General features: G+C 59.7%; 16 protein-coding genes. 5 read left to right on the forward strand and 11 right to left on the reverse strand.

What is annotated here, in order from left to right:
* The first annotated feature begins 11 nt into the window (after window positions 1-11).
* Window positions 12-461: a Cd(II)/Pb(II)-responsive transcriptional regulator gene (gene cadR, locus ACA055_RS28535; protein WP_123434771.1), complete on the forward strand. Its 450-nt coding sequence runs from the start codon at window positions 12-14 to the stop codon at window positions 459-461.
* Window positions 462-583: 122 nt separating this feature from the next.
* Here the strand turns inward: cadR and ACA055_RS28540 are convergent, their stop codons facing one another.
* The 3 genes from ACA055_RS28540 to ACA055_RS28550 all read right to left on the reverse strand — a co-directional run bounded on the left by ACA055_RS28540 (window position 584) and on the right by ACA055_RS28550 (window position 3,276).
* Window positions 584-1,555 (reverse strand): thymidylate synthase, encoded by a 972-nt coding sequence (locus ACA055_RS28540; protein WP_008150524.1) that lies wholly within the window; start codon window positions 1,553-1,555, stop codon window positions 584-586.
* Between the two features lie 48 nt (window positions 1,556-1,603).
* The gene (gene lgt, locus ACA055_RS28545) at window positions 1,604-2,410 is read right to left on the reverse strand and encodes a prolipoprotein diacylglyceryl transferase (RefSeq protein WP_497681579.1); all 807 of its coding nucleotides are present in this window, start codon (window positions 2,408-2,410) and stop codon (window positions 1,604-1,606) included.
* Between the two features lie 83 nt (window positions 2,411-2,493).
* A complete protein-coding gene (locus ACA055_RS28550) occupies window positions 2,494-3,276 on the reverse strand; it encodes a sulfite exporter TauE/SafE family protein (protein WP_497681580.1) in 783 nt (260 codons plus the stop codon).
* 132 nt (window positions 3,277-3,408) lie between these two features.
* Between ACA055_RS28550 and ACA055_RS28555 the strand changes: the two genes are divergently transcribed.
* The gene (locus ACA055_RS28555) at window positions 3,409-4,155 is read left to right on the forward strand and encodes an NRDE family protein (protein ID WP_497681581.1); all 747 of its coding nucleotides are present in this window, start codon (window positions 3,409-3,411) and stop codon (window positions 4,153-4,155) included.
* Window positions 4,156-4,287: 132 nt separating this feature from the next.
* Here the strand turns inward: ACA055_RS28555 and ptsP are convergent, their stop codons facing one another.
* Both ptsP and ACA055_RS28565 read right to left on the reverse strand, forming a co-directional pair.
* Window positions 4,288-6,567 (reverse strand): phosphoenolpyruvate--protein phosphotransferase, encoded by a 2,280-nt coding sequence (ptsP, locus tag ACA055_RS28560; RefSeq protein ID WP_497681582.1) that lies wholly within the window; start codon window positions 6,565-6,567, stop codon window positions 4,288-4,290.
* A 22-nt stretch (window positions 6,568-6,589) separates the two neighbouring features.
* A complete protein-coding gene (locus ACA055_RS28565) occupies window positions 6,590-7,069 on the reverse strand; it encodes an RNA pyrophosphohydrolase (RefSeq protein ID WP_028623697.1) in 480 nt (159 codons plus the stop codon).
* 143 nt (window positions 7,070-7,212) lie between these two features.
* On the opposite strand from ACA055_RS28565, the gene ACA055_RS28570 reads away from it, so the two are divergent.
* Window positions 7,213-7,869 carry a histidinol-phosphatase gene (locus ACA055_RS28570; RefSeq protein WP_497681583.1) on the forward strand — a complete coding sequence of 219 codons (657 nt, stop codon included), beginning with the start codon at window positions 7,213-7,215 and terminating at the stop codon, window positions 7,867-7,869.
* Window positions 7,870-7,979: 110 nt separating this feature from the next.
* Here ACA055_RS28570 and ACA055_RS28575 read toward each other — a convergent pair whose 3' ends face one another.
* Window positions 7,980-8,408: a DUF2269 domain-containing protein gene (locus ACA055_RS28575; RefSeq protein WP_497681584.1), complete on the reverse strand. Its 429-nt coding sequence runs from the start codon at window positions 8,406-8,408 to the stop codon at window positions 7,980-7,982.
* A 39-nt stretch (window positions 8,409-8,447) separates the two neighbouring features.
* The gene (ilvA, locus tag ACA055_RS28580; protein WP_497681585.1) at window positions 8,448-9,962 is read right to left on the reverse strand and encodes a threonine ammonia-lyase, biosynthetic; all 1,515 of its coding nucleotides are present in this window, start codon (window positions 9,960-9,962) and stop codon (window positions 8,448-8,450) included.
* A gap of 147 nt (window positions 9,963-10,109) precedes the next feature.
* Here ilvA and rpiA point away from each other — a divergent pair, with 147 nt between their 5' ends.
* Window positions 10,110-10,784: a ribose-5-phosphate isomerase RpiA gene (rpiA, locus tag ACA055_RS28585; protein WP_497400293.1), complete on the forward strand. Its 675-nt coding sequence runs from the start codon at window positions 10,110-10,112 to the stop codon at window positions 10,782-10,784.
* 125 nt (window positions 10,785-10,909) lie between these two features.
* Here rpiA and ACA055_RS28590 read toward each other — a convergent pair whose 3' ends face one another.
* The 4 genes from ACA055_RS28590 to ACA055_RS28605 form a co-directional block, all read right to left on the reverse strand.
* Entirely contained in the window at window positions 10,910-11,827 is a 918-nt protein-coding gene (locus ACA055_RS28590) for an SdiA-regulated domain-containing protein (RefSeq protein WP_497681586.1), read from the reverse strand.
* Window positions 11,828-11,943: 116 nt separating this feature from the next.
* Window positions 11,944-12,873, reverse strand: coding sequence for an SdiA-regulated domain-containing protein (locus ACA055_RS28595; protein ID WP_497681587.1), 930 nt, complete (start codon window positions 12,871-12,873; stop codon window positions 11,944-11,946).
* Window positions 12,874-13,064: 191 nt separating this feature from the next.
* A complete protein-coding gene (locus tag ACA055_RS28600; protein WP_497681588.1) occupies window positions 13,065-13,730 on the reverse strand; it encodes a fumarylacetoacetate hydrolase family protein in 666 nt (221 codons plus the stop codon).
* Between the two features lie 35 nt (window positions 13,731-13,765).
* Window positions 13,766-15,160: a D-2-hydroxyglutarate dehydrogenase gene (locus ACA055_RS28605; protein WP_497681589.1), complete on the reverse strand. Its 1,395-nt coding sequence runs from the start codon at window positions 15,158-15,160 to the stop codon at window positions 13,766-13,768.
* A gap of 201 nt (window positions 15,161-15,361) precedes the next feature.
* On the opposite strand from ACA055_RS28605, the gene serA reads away from it, so the two are divergent.
* Window positions 15,362-16,591, forward strand: coding sequence for a phosphoglycerate dehydrogenase (gene serA, locus ACA055_RS28610; RefSeq protein WP_497681590.1), 1,230 nt, complete (start codon window positions 15,362-15,364; stop codon window positions 16,589-16,591).
* Window positions 16,592-16,611 lie beyond the last annotated feature (20 nt).

Genomic DNA, 16,611 nt, shown 5'->3' on the forward strand with positions numbered 1-16,611 from the left:
AGATTGTCGTCATGAAGATCGGAGAGCTGGCGAAACTCACTGACTGCGCCGTAGAAACCATCCGTTACTACGAGCGCGAAAACCTGCTGCCGGAGCCGGCCCGCAGCGACGGCAACTACCGCGTCTACACCCAGGCCCACGCCGAGCGCCTGACCTTCATCCGCAATTGCCGCACGCTCGACATGACCCTCGAGGAAATCCGCAGCCTGCTGGCCCTGCGCGACAGCCCGCAGGACCAGTGCCAAAGCGTCAATGCGCTGATCGACGAACACATCCATCACGTCAAAGCGCGGATCGACGGTTTACTGGCCTTGCAGACACAACTACTCGACCTGCGCCAACGCTGTGGCGAAGGGCCGGATATCGATCAGTGCGGGATTTTGCAGCGGCTGGAGGTGAGTGGCGGGGTGGTGGCGACGGAGGTGGAGCATTCACATGTTGGCCGCAGCCACGGCCACTAAAAACACCGCAAAAACCTGTGGGAGCGGGCTTGCCCGCGATGACGGCAGCACATTCAACATTGATGTGACTGACAAACCGCTATCGCGGGCAAGCCCGCTCCCACAGGTTTAGTGGCAGACCTTCAGACCGCCATCGGCGCAGTCATCGGCGCGTGGTGTTCGTAACCCTCAAGCGAGAAATCACCCGGCTCGATCAACTCCAGCCATTCCGGCTGGTAAACACCGGTCTTGGCAAACTCCGGCACGCGGTCGGAAATCACCAGTTTCGGCATCGGGAACGGCTCGCGCTTGAGCTGTTCGTTGAGCATGTCCAGGTGGTTTTCGTAGACGTGGGCATCACCGATGAAATAGGTGAACCAGCGCGGCGTGTAGCCGGTCAGGCGCCCGATCAGGCTCAGCAGCGCAGCGCCTTCGGTGAGGTTGAACGGCGTGCCCAGGCCCAGATCGTTGGAACGGATGTAGAGGGTCAGGGAGATTTCCTTCGTCTCCACATTCGGGTGGAACTGGTACAGCAAGTGGCACGGCGGCAGGGCCATTTCGTCGAGCTGGGCGACATTCCAGCCGTGGAACAGGATGCGGCGGCTGCCCGGGTCCTTGATGATGGTGTCGACGCACTGGCGGATCTGGTCGATCGCCTTGTACAACACCACGTAGGCCTGACCGTCTTCCTCGCCTTCAGCGATCTGACGATAACCCTGGCTCAAAGTCTGCTCGATGGCGGCCTGGTTGCTGACCGGGATCTGCTTGTACGCCGGCCATTTGCGCCATTGCACGCCGTAGATCTCGCCGAGGTCGTCTTCACCCTGACGGAACGGGTTGGCCAGCCACTGTGCGTTTTCGTTGGCGTTCTGGTCCCAGACCTTGCAGCCCAAGGCACGGAATTCGGCGGCGTTGTTCACCCCGCGCAGAAAACCACACATCTCGCCGATGGCCGATTTGAAGGCCATCTTGCGGGTGGTGATCGCCGGGAAACCTTCCTTCAGGTCATAACGCAGCATCGCGCCAGGGAAGCTGATGGTGTTCACGCCGGTGCGGTTGGCCTGTTTGGTGCCGTTCTTGATGACGTGGGCGACCAGTTCGAGATATTGCTTCATGAGTTACCTGTGTCCTTGAACCCGGGGTCGTCACCCCGGGATTCGAATTTATACTGCTGCCGCAGGAGTCGCCGGGGCACGGTGATACGCCAGCCAGATCAGGAACAGCCCGCCGACGATCATCGGGATGCACAGCACCTGACCCATGGTCAGCCAGTTCCAGGCCAGATAGCCCAGTTGCGCGTCCGGCACCCGGACGAATTCGACGATGAAACGGAAGATGCCATAGAACAGCGCGAACATCCCGGACACCGCCATGGTCGGCCGTGGCTTGCGCGAGAACAGCCAGAGGATGGCAAACAGTGCCACACCTTCGAGCGCAAACTGATACAGCTGCGACGGGTGACGCGGCAATTGCGCCGGATCGGTCGGGAAGATCATCGCCCACGGCACGTCGGTCGCCTTGCCCCACAACTCGGCATTGATGAAGTTGCCGATGCGCCCGGCGCCCAGGCCGATCGGCACCATTGGTGCAACGAAGTCCATCAGCTGGAAGAACGACTTGCCGTTCTTTTTACCGAACCACAAGGCCGCCAGCATCACGCCGATGAATCCACCATGGAACGACATGCCGCCCTTCCACACTTCGAAGATCAGCGTCGGATTGGCCAGGTAAGCGCTCAGATCGTAGAACAGCACATAACCCAGGCGGCCGCCGACGATGACCCCCATCGACATCCAGAACACCATGTCGGAGAGCTTCTCTTTGCTCCAGGTCGGGTCGAAACGGTTCAGCCGGCGTGACGCCAGCCACCACGCACCGCCGATGCCGATCAGGTACATCAGGCCGTACCAGTGGATTTTCAGCGGACCGATGGCCAGGGCCACCGGGTCGATCTGCGGGTAAGGCAGCATTGCGACTCCTCGTTAGAGTTGAAACCTTCAAAATTCCCGGGCGACGCTGCCACCTCAGGATTAAGCCAGCATTGCGCTGTGCGTCAGAGCAGGAAACTCAGGCCCACGCAGAACAGCAAAGCGGCGAACAGTCTTTTCAGCAAGCGCGGCGACAGCCTGTGGGCCAGTCGTGCGCCAAGGCGGGCGAACACCATGCTGGTCAAAGCAATGCCCAGCAACGCCGGCAAATAAATAAAACCGAGACTATGGGCCGGCAACAATGGATCGTGCCAGCCCAGAATCATGAAACTTAATGCACTGGCCAGGGCAATCGGCAGACCGCAGGCCGACGAAGTGGCCACTGCTTGCTGCATCGGCACGCTGCGCCAAGTCAGGAACGGCACGGTCAGCGAGCCACCGCCAATCCCGAAAATCGCCGAAGCCCAGCCGATCACACTGCCGGCGATGGTCAGACCGACTTTACCGGGCACCGTTCGGCTGGCCTTGGGTTTGACGTCCAGTGCCAGTTGCACCGCGATGATCAGCGCAAACACACCAATGATTTTCTGCAGGTTTGGTCCGGAGATCGCCTCAGCCGTCAGTGCACCGAAACCGGCACCGATCAGAATACCGACGGTCATCCAGGCAAAAATCGGCCAACGCACGGCGCCACGGCGGTGATGCTCGCGGATCGCATTGACCGAGGTAAAGATGATCGTTGCCAGGGATGTGCCGACCGCCAGGTGGGTCAGGATCGACGCATCGAAGCCCTGCAAGGTGAAACTGAACACCAGCACCGGGACGATGATGATTCCACCGCCGACCCCGAACAGTCCGGCCAGCACGCCTGCACAGGCGCCAAGCGCCAGATAGAGCAGAAATTCCATGTGCATCCCCACTCATCCCAAAACTGGAGCGGCATGGTAACGGATGCATGGCCTTGGGCTCCACTGTGGAAGGCGATAGATCGACAGGCGATGACTGCGTAGAGTGGGCAAAAAACACACAAGGATCACCTTATGTGCCTGATTGTTTTCGCTTGGCGGCCCGACCACGCGCAACCGCTGATCGTCGCGGCCAACCGCGACGAATTCTATGCCCGGCCCAGTCTGCCCTTGGCCCAATGGCCGCAAGCACCGCAGGTATACGCCGGTCGCGATCTGGAGGCCGGTGGCACCTGGCTCGGTGTCGGTGCCAACGGGCGCTTCGCCGCACTGACCAATATCCGCGATCCCCATCAACCACCGGCGCGTAAATCCCGCGGTGAACTGGTGGCGCGATTTCTTAGCGGTGAGATGCCGATTGATGACTATTTGAGCGACGTTGTCGGACGTTCAGTGGAATATGCAGGGTTTAACCTGCTTGTCGGCAATGCAAACGAGCTGTGGCACTTCAATGCTCGGGAGACAGAGGCGGTGATGCTGGCACCGGGGGTTTATGGGTTGTCGAACGCCGGGCTGGATACGCCGTGGCCGAAGTTGCTCAAGGCTCGAGCAGCGCTGGAGGAAGTGCTGACGGATCCGCAGCCAGAGGCGCTATTGGCCTTGTTGAATGATCCACAGACCGCGCCGTTTACCGAACTGCCGGATACCGGGGTCGGGCTGGCTACCGAGACGTTGCTGTCGAGTGTGTTTATTGCCAGTCAGAGTTACGGGACCCGGGCGAGTACGGCGCTGATTGTTCATGCCGATGGGACGCGGCATTTGGTCGAGCGAAGTTTCGGGCCGTATGGGGGGCGTTTGGGGGAGGTAGAGATCAGGGTTTAGTTCGGTGTCGTCTGGGCGGGCGCCTTCGCGAGCAAGCCCGCTCCCACACTGGATCTACGTCGCACATAAAGTCTGTGTTCACTGCAGATCAAGTGTGGGAATGAGCTTGCTCGCGAAGGGGCCGCCACAGGTTCAGAGAGTCTTCGCCGAAGCCGGATTAATCATCCGCGCCAATCCGAGGTTCTTCAGCGCCAGTTGCAGCGAGCTGTGGATAACTTGCGGGTTGTCGATGGTCATCAACTCCGCGAGCAATTCCTTGGCCTTGTTCAGATTGATCTGACGCAGCATCCACTTCACTTTCGGCAGGTTTGTGGCGTTCATCGACAGGCTGTCGAAGCCCATCGCCATCAACAACACCGCCGCCGCCGGATCGCCAGCCATCTCACCGCAGATGCTCACTGGCTTGCCTTCGGCATGAGCGTCACGCACCACGCTCTGAAGGGCTTGCAGCACCGCTGGGTGCAGATAATCGTAGAGGTCGGCTACCCGCGGGTTGTTACGATCCACGGCCAGCAGGTACTGGGTCAGGTCGTTGGAGCCGACCGACAGGAAGTCCACCTGCCGCGCCAATTCCTTGGTCTGATAAACGGCTGCGGGAATCTCGATCATCACGCCGATCGGCGGCATAGGCACGTCGCAGCCTTCGTCGCGGACTTCGCCCCAGGCCCGGTGAATCAGGTGCAGGGCCTCTTCCAGCTCATGGGTGCCGGAGATCATCGGCAACAGAATTCGCAGGTTGTTCAAGCCCTCGCTGGCCTTGAGCATCGCGCGGGTCTGCACGAGGAAGATTTCCGGGTGATCGAGGGTGACGCGAATGCCGCGCCAGCCGAGGAACGGGTTGTCTTCCTTGATCGGGAAGTACGACAGCGACTTGTCGCCGCCGATGTCCAGGCTGCGCATGGTCACCGGTTGCGGGTGGAATGCGGCGAGTTGCTCGCGATAGATCGCCAGTTGCTCCTTTTCACTCGGGAAGCGCTGGTTGATCATGAACGGCACTTCGGTGCGGTACAGACCCACGCCCTCGGCACCGCGCTTCTGCGCTCGCGCAACGTCCGCCAGCAGGCCGGTGTTGACCCACAGCGGCATGCGGTGGCCATCGAGGGTCACGCACGGCAAATCCCGCAGAGCATCCAGCCCGAGGGCCAGTTGTTTCTCTTCCTCGACCACTTCGGCGAACTGCTTGCGCAGCACTTCGCTGGGGTTGGTGTAGACCTCGCCGTGGTAGCCGTCGACGATCATCTGGATGCCGTCGACCTTGGAATACGGCAGATCGACCAGGCCCATGACCGTCGGGATGCCCATGGCGCGTGCCAGGATCGCTACGTGGGAGTTGCCGGAACCCAGTACCGACACCAGACCGACCAGCTTGCCTTCCGGCACCTCGCCGAGCATCGCCGGCGTCAGTTCTTCGCTGATCAGGATGGTGTTGTCGGGGTAGACCAGGGTCTGTTGACGCTCTTCCTGCAAGTACGCGAGCAAGCGGCGACCGAGGTCTTTGACATCGGACGCGCGTTCACGCAGGTAGGCGTCGTCCATCAATTCGAAACGGTTGACGTGTTCGGTGACCACCTGACGCAGCGCGCCCTGGGCCCACTGGCCGGTCTTGATCACCGTGGTGATTTCGCTGCCCAGCGAGGCATCGTCGAGCATCATCAAGTAGACGTCGAACAGCGCACGCTCTTCCGGGCGCAACTGGGTCGCCAGCTTGGCGGACAAGGCGCGCATGTCGGCGCGCACGCCTTCAATGGCGGTCTTGAACAGCCCCAGTTCCGCGGTGATGTCGGTGATGGTCTTGTCCGGCACCACGTCCAGATCGGCCGGTGGCAACATGACCACCGCAGTACCGACCGCCGCACCCGGCGAACCCGGTACGCCGACGAACTTTGCTTCCTGGATGCCTTTGCCCTGACGCCCCAGCCCGCGGATCGAACCGGTGGCCTCGGCGTGGGCGATAACGCCGGCGAGTTGCGCGCTCATGGTCACGAGGAAGGCTTCTTCACCCTCATCGAACTGGCGGCGTTCTTTTTGCTGAATGACCAACACGCCGACAACGCGACGGTGGTGAATGATCGGCGCCCCGAGGAATGAGGCGTAGCGTTCTTCACCGGTCTCGGCGAAGTAGCGGTAGCGCGGGTGGCCCGCGGCGTTTTCGAGGTTCAGGGGTTCTTCACGCGTGCCGACCAGGCCGACCAGACCTTCGTTGGGTGCCATGCTGACTTTGCCGATCGAGCGCTTGTTCAAGCCCTCGGTGGCCATCAGCACGAAACGGTTGGTCTCGGGGTCAAGCAGGTAGACCGAGCAGACCTGGCTGCCCATGGCCTCTTTGACGCGCAACACAATAATCCCCAACGCCGCCTTGAGATCCTTGGCGGAGTTAACTTCCTGGACGATCTTGCGCAGCGTATTGAGCATGGCTCGGGGTCGAACTCCGTCGTCAGTCGCGCGATAAAAGGCGCGGGGCAAGCTCTTTGAGAGCGCGTCGATAAACCTCGCGCTTGAATGTCACCACCTGGCCCAACGGATACCAATAACTGACCCAGCGCCAGCCATCGAATTCCGGTTTACCGGTCAAATCCATCCGCACCCGCTGCTCGTTGGAGATCAGGCGCAGGAGAAACCATTTCTGTTTCTGGCCGATGCACAGCGGTTGGCTGTGCGTGCGGACCAGACGTTGCGGCAAACGATAGCGCAACCAGCCCCGGGTGCAGGCGAGAATTTCAACATCTTCGCGCTCAAGACCCACTTCTTCGTTCAACTCGCGGTACAAGGCGTCTTCCGGCGTCTCCTGGGGGTTGATCCCGCCCTGTGGAAACTGCCAGGCATCTTGATTGATACGGCGAGCCCATAGCACCTGTCCGGCATCATTCGTGAGAATGATCCCGACATTGGGGCGGAAACCATCGGGGTCGATCACGGCAACAACCTCGCAAACGCATGTCGCCGCATTGTTCCACAAAGGTTGTGAAGGCAGCAACGAGCCGGCCTACCTTATGTGCACTCTTGTGAAAAGTCCGTATTCTGGACGCCTTTCTACAGACTTTTCAGCGAGTAACTGCAATGCGGCTGGCTTTATTCGACTTGGACAACACGCTTTTGGGCGGCGACAGTGACCACGCCTGGGGCGATTACCTGTGCGAACGCGGCTTCCTCGACGCCGTCGCCTACAAGGCACGCAACGACGAGTTCTATCAGGATTACCTGGCGGGCAAGCTCGATAACGATGCCTACCTGAACTTCTGCCTGGAAGTCCTCGGCCGCACCGAAATGGCCACGCTGGATCAATGGCACCTGGATTACATGCGCGATTGCATCGAACCGATCGTGTTGCCCAAGGCGCTCGCACTGCTGGCCAAACACCGTGAGGCCGGCGACAAGCTGGTGATCATCACCGCCACCAACCGCTTCGTCACCGGGCCGATAGCCCAGCGCCTGAACGTCGAAACCCTGATCGCCACCGAATGCGAAATGGTTGATGGACGTTATACCGGCCGCAGTACAGACATCCCGTGCTTCCGGGAAGGCAAGGTGACGCGATTGAGTCGCTGGCTGGAAGAGACGGGGCACACTCTCGAAGACAGCTATTTCTATAGCGATTCGATGAATGATTTGCCGTTGCTGGAGCAGGTGGCGAATCCGGTCGCGGTCGATCCTGATCCGAATCTGCGGGCTGAAGCTGAGAAGCGTGGCTGGCCGGTGATTAGCCTGCGCGACTGAAATCGCTTTCGCGAGCAAGCCCGCTCCCACAGTTGACCGAGTTGTCCAGACAGACACGGTCTATTGTGGGAGCGGGCTTGCTCGCGAAGGGGTCGACTCGGTCTGAAGCCTCAAACCGGCTTGGCCCCCATCAACCCCGCAATGGCGATAAAACAGACAAAACTGAACAACGCCAAGGCCAGGGTGAACTTGCCGTTACTCCCCGTCGGCGCCTTGCGCAGCTTGTTGAGCCGCACCAGCAGCCAAAACCAGCCCAACGCCGCCAGGGTGTAGAGCACGCTGGAGGCCAGCAACCAGGTCTGCCCCAGCGGCCAGCCCACCAGATGCACCATCCACCAACCCGTGAATGGCATGCTCAGCAACGCCAGGCCCATCAGCAGCCAAACGAACACCCGAGGCCGCTGCAACGTGCGTGCCGCAGCAGTCGCATCGCCACTACGCCGCGTTTGCCAAACCCATATCCCCAAGCCCAGCGCACAGCCCAACAATATTGCCGTCGCCGCGGTGTGCGCCATTTTCAGGGCGGTTAACGTTTCCATTGTTCGATTTCCTTAGGGCATGCCCATCAGCGTAGCCCCTCAGCCGAGAAACAGCTGATAGGCCGGGTTGTCGCTTTCGTCCCAGTATGGGTAGCCGATTTCTTCCAGCGCAGCAGGAACCAGATGACGTTCCTCGTGAGGCACTTGCAGGCCCGCAACGACACGGCCATCCGCCGCCCCATGGTTGCGGTAGTGGAACATCGATATATTCCAGCGCCCGCCGAGCTTGTTGAGGAAATTGAACAACGCACCCGGACGTTCCGGGAATTCGAAACGCAGAATCACTTCATCGACCACATGAGCCGCACGGCCACCCACCATGTGGCGGATATGCAACTTGGCCAATTCGTTGTCAGTCAGGTCGAGTACCGGGAAACCCTGTTCGGTGAGACTGGCCAGCAGCGCACTGCGCGGGTCGTTTTCCGGGTGCGTCTGCACACCAACGAAGATGTGTGCTTCGCTGCCGGTGTTGTAGCGGTAGTTGAATTCAGTGATCTGGCGCTTGCCGATGGCTTCGCAGAACGCCTTGAAGCTACCCGGTTTCTCGGGGATGGTCACGGCGATGATCGCTTCGCGGCCCTCGCCCAGTTCGGCGCGCTCGGCGACGTGGCGCAGGCGGTCGAAATTGACGTTCGCGCCGGAATCGATGGCCACGAAGGTGTGGCCGCTGATGCCATGCTGCTCGACGTATTTCTTGATCCCGGCGACGCCCAACGCACCGGCAGGTTCGGTGATCGAGCGGGTATCGTCGTAGATATCCTTGATCGCTGCACAGATTTCGTCGGTGCTGACGGTGATCACTTCATCGACGTAGTCTTTGCAGATGTCAAAGGTGTGCTGGCCGATCTGCGCTACCGCAACGCCATCGGCGAAGAGTCCCACCGTCGGCAGCACCACACGCTCTCCGGCCGCCATGGCCGCTTGCAGGCAATTGGAATCGTCCGGCTCGACGCCGATGATTTTGATTTCCGGACGCAGGTACTTCACATACGCCGCGATACCGGCGATCAGCCCGCCGCCGCCCACCGGGACGAAAATCGCATCCAGACGCCCCGGGTGCTGGCGCAGAATCTCCATGGCCACCGTGCCCTGCCCGGCAATGGTGTGGGGATCATCGTAAGGGTGGATGTAGACGTAGCCTTTTTCGTCGACCAGTTTCAGCGAGTAGGCCAGGGCTTCCGGGAACGAATCGCCGTGCAGCACCACTTTGCCGCCGCGCGAACGCACGCCTTCGACTTTGATTTCCGGCGTGGTCTTGGGCATGACGATGGTGGCTTTTACGCCCAACACTTTCGCCGCCAGGGCCAGGCCTTGTGCATGGTTGCCCGCCGAAGCGGTCACCACGCCGCGGGCGCGTTCTTCATCAGTGAGCTGGGTCAGCTTGTTGTAGGCGCCACGAATCTTGAACGAGAACACCGGCTGCAAGTCTTCGCGCTTGAGCCAAATACTGTTGCCCAGCCGCTCGGAAAGCTGGCGGGCAGTCTGCAATGGGGTTTCTACGGCAACGTCATAAACGCGCGAGGTGAGGATCTTTTTGACGTACTGTTCGAGCATCGGAAAGCATCACTGAGCGGGTTGGGCAGGGCCAAGGAGTCTAACCCGGCTTTTGCCTAAGCGACCACACGAATCAAGAGGTTTTAGCCCGGCATGGGGCTATAATGCCGGCCTTTCCGTTATTCCCTTGCCCGCTTCGGAGCCCGCATGACCCAGGATCAACTCAAACAGGCAGTGGCTCAGGCCGCCGTCGACTTCATCCTCCCGAAACTCGACGACAAGAGCATCGTCGGGGTCGGCACCGGCTCCACCGCCAACTGCTTCATCGATGCGCTGGCCCAACACAAGGGTGCATTCGATGGCGCGGTCGCCAGCTCCGAAGCCACCGCCGCCCGCCTCAAGGGCCACGGCATTCCGGTGTATGAACTGAACACCGTCAGCGACCTGGAGTTTTATGTCGACGGCGCCGATGAAAGCGACGAACACCTGAACCTGATCAAGGGTGGTGGCGCAGCCCTGACCCGCGAAAAGATTGTGGCAGCCGTGGCCAAGACCTTCATCTGCATCGCCGACGCCAGCAAGCTGGTGCCGGTCCTCGGCGCATTCCCGCTGCCGGTGGAAGTGATCCCGATGGCCCGCAGCCACGTGGCCCGCGAGCTGGTGAAACTCGGCGGCGACCCGGTTTACCGTGAAGGCGTGCTGACCGACAACGGCAACATCATCCTCGATGTGTTCAACATGCAGATCACCAACCCGGTGGAGCTGGAGACGCAAATCAACGCCATCGTCGGCGTGGTCACCAACGGTCTGTTCGCGGCGCGTCCGGCCGATCTGTTGTTGTTGGGCACCAGTGAAGGCGTAAAAACCCTGCGCGCCCAATAAGCCAAACGCAAAACCCAATGTGGGAGCGGGCTTGCTCGCGAAGGCGGTCTGTCAGTTGACATCTCTTTGACTGACATGACCCCTTCGCGAGCAAGCCCGCTCCCACATTTGTTTTGGGGTGTTGGTCAGGGTTGCGGTGGTTTTTTGAAGACGTAGAACAGGTTCGGTTCGCTGACCAGGTACATCGTGCCGTCGTCGTCCATGGCGATCCCTTCCGCTTGCGGCACGGTCTTTTGCAGACCCTGACGCCCCTTGCTCAGTGACATGGTGCTCATCGGTCGCCCACTCACATCCAGCTCCAGAATCAACCGGGATTCGTCGGACAGCGCCAGCAAATGGCCGCTGCGCTCGTCGTATTGCAGGCTCGACAGGTCTCGCACAAACATCCCGGCATCGCGCTTGGGGTTGTTGATCACGTGCACCGCGTAGGATTTCTCCGGGTTGTAATGCGGGAAACCGTGCACTTCATAGATCAGCATCGGGTCGCGTTCCTTGGCGACAAACAGCCGCTTGCCCACCGAATCGTAGGCCAGGCCTTCGAAGCCCTTGTTGCCGCTCATGTGCACGCCGAGGGTCATCTGTTCGGCTTCTGCCGCGTCGAGGAATGTGGTGTCCTTCTCTAGATGAATCTTGATCAACCGCTGCTGGCGCTCATCGGTGATCACGTAAGTGTCGGCACTGATGAACTCCACGGCCTCCGGATCGCCAAAGCCGACCAACGCCATACGCCGCAAGATCTTGCCTTCGAGGGACAGCTCGATCAGTTCGGAGTTTTTGTTGGTAACGGTGAACAGGCTTTTGCGCACAGGGTCGTAGGTCAATGCCGAAACATCGTCATCCAGCCCCTCGATGACCCGAGCCTCGATATCCACCCGGTACTGATCCAGCCCGATGGACTCGCTGCTCAACGGCTGCCAGAGGGTGTGCAGGTTGAACCAGGTGCGCTCAAACAAGCGCAGGTATTGGCCGATAGCAACCAGCACGATCAGCGCAATCACCGACAGGATCAGAATCAGGGGTTTGGGACGGGCAAATCGACGCATTCGGGCGGGCTCGGATTCAAGACAGGCGGATGAAATATCACGTCTGTCTGAATTGAAGCTTAATGGCCATTAGCCCGATCCTACAACCGAGCATGTCAATTCCTACAAACTAACGATCAGGGCTGCTTTTCGAAGAGGTAGAACAGGTTCGGCTCGCTCACCATATAGAGCACGCCAGCCTCGTCCATGGTCACGCCTTCGGCACGAGGAATGGTCTTTTTCAGACCGTTGAAACCACCCAGCAGAGTCATGAAACTGACCTGCTCACCCTTCTCGTCCAGTTCCAGCAACAGGTGGGAATCGGCGGACAACACCAGGGTGTGGCCGGTACGTGGGTCGATGGCCAGGGCCGATAGATTGCGAATGTCCAGTTCGTCACTGGCGAGCTTGTGTTTGTCACCTGTGAGCGTCTGGCTACCGTCGCTTTTCCAGGTAAACAGCGCTGGCGGACGTTCTTCGCCCAGCAGGATCTGCTGATTGCGCGAATCCCAGACGATGGCTTCAAAGGCCTTGTTCTGGTCTTTCGAAGGACCGAGGTCGTATTTCGGGAAGTTGGCGATGTTCAGCTCGCGGGTCTCGGCATCGACGTTGACGATGGAGAGCACGTGTTCGCGCTCATCGACAATGGCCATCAGTCCGTTACCCATCATCGCCAGCCCTTCCGGGTTGCTCCAGCCCACCAGCGGCATTTTGCGCAGTACCTCACCTTGCAAGCTCAACTCGACCAGGAACGGGTTCTTGCCCATCACCGAGAACAGGGTTTTGGTCTGCGGGTTGTAGGTCAGATCGGACGCTTCGTCCTTTTCCAGGCCCGGCAGCTGCTTGGCATCGATCACTGCCCGGTAATCCGGCAGCCAGACACTCTCCTGGCGTTCGGCCGGACTTTGGAAACGCTCCAGCACCCAGAGCACACCGCGATCATCCCAATGCATCGCAAACGCGAGGCCATACGCGGCGGCTGCCACCAGCAAAAGCCAGGAATACCAGCGCATGACAAAGCGCGAGCGGCGAGCAGTTTTGAGCGTGGGCTGCGTTTGGGTGGGCATCAAGGGAAGCGTTCCAGAAATTCAGGCCAAGGGTAATAGCACAATTGGGACCGGCTCAGACGCCAGAAGCCACGGAATTATCCAGACAGGATGTGAAAAAAACGGGAAATGGCGGGAAAGCCCTCCCATGGTCGATCACAAAAAACCAATGTGGGAGCGGGCTTGCTCGCTCCCACAGGGTTATGCGTGGATCAGAGGACGCTGCTGCTAAAGCTGCTGGCGCCCGGCAGCTCCAGGACAATCTCATCACCGACATTCAATGGGCCAACACCCACCGGCGTACCGGTGAGGATTACATCACCAGCCTGCAGCGAGAAGCAGCCGGCCATGTGCTGGATCATCGGCACGATCGGGTTGAGCATCGCGCTGCTGTTGCCATCCTGGCGGACTTCGCCGTTGATGGTCAGGCGAATGCCGATGTCGGTCAGGTCGGCAAAGGTGCTGCCGGACACGAATGGAGCAATCACCGCCGCGCCGTCGAAGGATTTAGCGATTTCCCACGGCAGGCCTTTGGATTTCAGCTCGGCCTGCTTGTCGCGCAGGGTCAGGTCCAGGGCCGGGGCGAAGCCGGAGATGGCATCGAGCACTTCTTCACGGCTCGGCTTGGTCGACAAAGGCTTGCCGATCAACACCGCGATTTCTGCTTCGTAATGCACCGAGCCACGCTCGGCAGGGATGCTGAAACCACCTTCCAGTGGCACTACGCAACTGCCAGGCTTGATGAACAGCAATGGCTCGGTTGGCACCGGGTTGTCCAGTTCCTTGGCGTGCTCGGCGTAGTTGCGGCCGATGCACACCACTTTCCCGAGCGGGAAGTGAATACGCGTACCGTCGACATACTGGTGCTGATAGCTCATTACCGACTCCTGGTTCGTAGCTCTTAATTCAAAAGTCAAACAGCGAAAATCTTGCCCGGGTTCATGATGCCATTCGGGTCGAACACCGCTTTGACGGCTTTCATGTACTCGATCTCAACCGGCGAGCGGCTGTAGGTCAAGTAATCACGCTTGGTCATGCCCACGCCGTGTTCGGCGGAAATCGAGCCGTTGTATTTCTCGACGGTTTCGAATACCCACTTGTTGACGGTCGCGCACTTGGCGAAGAACTCGTCTTTGCTCAGGTTATCCGGCTTGAGGATATTCAAGTGCAGGTTGCCGTCGCCGATGTGGCCGAACCAGACAATTTCGAAGTCCGGGTAGTGTTCGCCGACGATCGCGTCGATTTCCTTCAGGAACGCCGGGACTTTCGACACGGTGACCGAAATGTCGTTCTTGTACGGCGTCCAGTGGGAGATAGTTTCGGAGATGTATTCGCGCAGCTTCCAGAGGTTCTGCAACTGGGTTTCACTCTGGCTCATCACGCCGTCCAGTACCCAGCCCTGCTCGACGCAATGTTCGAAGGTTTCCAGGGCGTGGTTGGCGACTTCTTCGGTGGTCGCTTCGAATTCCAGCAGCGCATAGAACGGGCAATCGGTTTCAAACGGCGCCGGCACGTCGCCGCGCGCCATGACCTTGGCCAGGGCTTTATCGGAGAAGAATTCGAAGGCGGTCAGGTCGAGTTTGCTCTGGAACGCGTGCAATACCGGCATGATCGAATCGAAATCTGCGGTGCCGAGGACCATCGCAGTGAGGTTTTTCGGGGCACGGTCCAGGCGCATGGTCGCTTCAACCACAAAACCCAGGGTGCCTTCAGCGCCGATGAACAGCTGACGCAGGTCGTAGCCGGTGGCGTTCTTGATCAGATCTTTGTTCAGTTCCAGCAAATCGCCTTTGCCGGTGACAACTTTCATGCCGGCGACCCAATTGCGGGTCATGCCGTAGCGAATGACTTTGATCCCGCCGGCATTGGTGCCGATATTGCCGCCAATCTGGCTGGAACCTGCCGATGCGAAGTCCACCGGGTAATACAGGCCTTTTTCTTCAGCGACGTTCTGCAGGTGCTCGGTGACCACGCCCGGCTGGCAGACGGCAGTGCGGTCGGTCATGTTCACGTCGAGAATCTGATTCATGTAGTCGAAGGACACGACCACTTCGCCATTGGCAGCCACCGCCGCCGCCGAAAGCCCGGTGCGACCGCCCGACGGCACCAGCGCGACCTTGTACTCATTGGCCCAACGGACAATGGCCTGAACCTGCTCGGTGGTCTTGGGGAACACGATAGCCGTCGGGGCCGGGGCGAAATGCTTGGTCCAATCCTTACCGTAAGCATTCAGGGAGTCGGCATCGGTCAGCACCTTGCCAGGCTCGACCAGGGACTTCAGCTCTTCAATCAGGACAGGATTGGTCATCGACAGAACTCTCGAACAATTCATGGTCATCCTGAGAACGCTTCACGTCGCAGGAATGAGTGTTTAGCGGGGTGCATATGCTAGCATACCGACCCCGCAGGATAGTGCCCAACGGCCGTTCTGCGGCGACGGCTTTCTTGCCGTCCGGGTCAGCGTCTGCTGGCTTCCTGCCATTTTTCTCCGGGATACAGGTTTACGCAGATGAGCAAGACTTCTCTCGATAAGAGCAAGATCAAGTTCCTTCTTCTCGAAGGCGTCCACCAATCGGCTGTCGACGTCCTCAAGTCGGCGGGCTACACCAGCATCGAGTACCTCACAGGTTCTCTGCCGGAAGCCCAGCTGAAGGAAAAGATCGCTGATGCTCACTTCATCGGCATTCGCTCCCGCACTCAACTGACCGAAGAGATCTTCGATCACGCGAAGAAACTGGTGGCTGTTGGCTGTTTCTGCATCGGCACCAACCAGGTTGACCTGAACGCGGCACGCGAACGCGGCATCGCGGTGTTCAACGCACCGTACTCCAACACTCGCTCCGTTGCCGAGCTGGTGCTGGCCGAAGCGATCCTGTTGTTGCGCGGCATCCCCGAGAAGAACGCTTCCTGCCACCGTGGCGGCTGGATCAAGAGCGCGGCCAACTCCTTCGAAATCCGCGGCAAGAAGCTGGGCATCGTCGGTTACGGCTCGATCGGTACTCAACTGTCGGTCCTGGCTGAAGGCCTGGGCATGCAGGTGTACTTCTACGACACCGTGACCAAGCTGCCATTGGGTAACGCGACCCAGGTCGGCAACCTGCACGAGCTGCTGGGCATGTCCGACATCGTCACCCTGCACGTTCCGGAAACCGCTGCCACCCAGTGGATGATCGGCGAGAAGGAAATCCGTGCCATCAAGAAGGGCGGCATCCTGATCAACGCGGCGCGTGGCACCGTGGTCGAGCTGGACGCCCTGGCGGACGCGATCAAGGACAAGCACCTGATCGGCGCGGCCATCGACGTATTCCCGGTGGAGCCTCGCTCCAACGACGAAGAGTTCGCAAGCCCGCTGCGCGGCCTGGACAACGTGATCCTGACCCCGCACATCGGCGGTTCCACCGCTGAAGCGCAAGCCAACATCGGTCTGGAAGTGGCGGAAAAACTGGTCAAGTACAGCGACAACGGTACTTCGGTATCGTCCGTGAACTTCCCGGAAGTGGCCCTGCCGGCGCACCCTGGCAAGCACCGTCTGCTGCACATCCACGAGAACATTCCGGGAGTGATGAGCGAGATCAACAAGGTCTTTGCCGAAAACGGCATCAACATTTCCGGTCAGTTCCTGCAGACCAACGAGAAAGTCGGCTACGTCGTGATCGACGTCGACGCCGAGTACTCGGAAATGGCGCAAGAGAAGCTGCAGCACATCAACGGCACCATTCGTTGCCGTGTACTGTTCTGATAGTGACTTGAGTGACAAAA

This window comes from Pseudomonas sp. LBUM1657 (assembly GCF_059716075.1).

Coding starts and splice junctions, on each gene's coding strand:
- rpiA (WP_497400293.1), top strand. CDS start 10,110: ATGACCCAGGATCAACTCAAACAGGCAGTGGCTCAGGCCGCCGTCGAC.
- ACA055_RS28570 (WP_497681583.1), top strand. CDS start 7,213: ATGCGGCTGGCTTTATTCGACTTGGACAACACGCTTTTGGGCGGCGAC.
- ACA055_RS28540 (WP_008150524.1), bottom strand. CDS start 1,555: ATGAAGCAATATCTCGAACTGGTCGCCCACGTCATCAAGAACGGCACC.
- ACA055_RS28605 (WP_497681589.1), bottom strand. CDS start 15,160: ATGACCAATCCTGTCCTGATTGAAGAGCTGAAGTCCCTGGTCGAGCCT.
- ACA055_RS28600 (WP_497681588.1), bottom strand. CDS start 13,730: ATGAGCTATCAGCACCAGTATGTCGACGGTACGCGTATTCACTTCCCG.
- ptsP (WP_497681582.1), bottom strand. CDS start 6,567: ATGCTCAATACGCTGCGCAAGATCGTCCAGGAAGTTAACTCCGCCAAG.
- ACA055_RS28555 (WP_497681581.1), top strand. CDS start 3,409: ATGTGCCTGATTGTTTTCGCTTGGCGGCCCGACCACGCGCAACCGCTG.
- cadR (WP_123434771.1), top strand. CDS start 12: ATGAAGATCGGAGAGCTGGCGAAACTCACTGACTGCGCCGTAGAAACC.
- ilvA (WP_497681585.1), bottom strand. CDS start 9,962: ATGCTCGAACAGTACGTCAAAAAGATCCTCACCTCGCGCGTTTATGAC.
- ACA055_RS28575 (WP_497681584.1), bottom strand. CDS start 8,408: ATGGAAACGTTAACCGCCCTGAAAATGGCGCACACCGCGGCGACGGCA.
- ACA055_RS28550 (WP_497681580.1), bottom strand. CDS start 3,276: ATGGAATTTCTGCTCTATCTGGCGCTTGGCGCCTGTGCAGGCGTGCTG.
- serA (WP_497681590.1), top strand. CDS start 15,362: ATGAGCAAGACTTCTCTCGATAAGAGCAAGATCAAGTTCCTTCTTCTC.
- ACA055_RS28590 (WP_497681586.1), bottom strand. CDS start 11,827: ATGCGTCGATTTGCCCGTCCCAAACCCCTGATTCTGATCCTGTCGGTG.
- lgt (WP_497681579.1), bottom strand. CDS start 2,410: ATGCTGCCTTACCCGCAGATCGACCCGGTGGCCCTGGCCATCGGTCCG.
- ACA055_RS28595 (WP_497681587.1), bottom strand. CDS start 12,873: ATGCCCACCCAAACGCAGCCCACGCTCAAAACTGCTCGCCGCTCGCGC.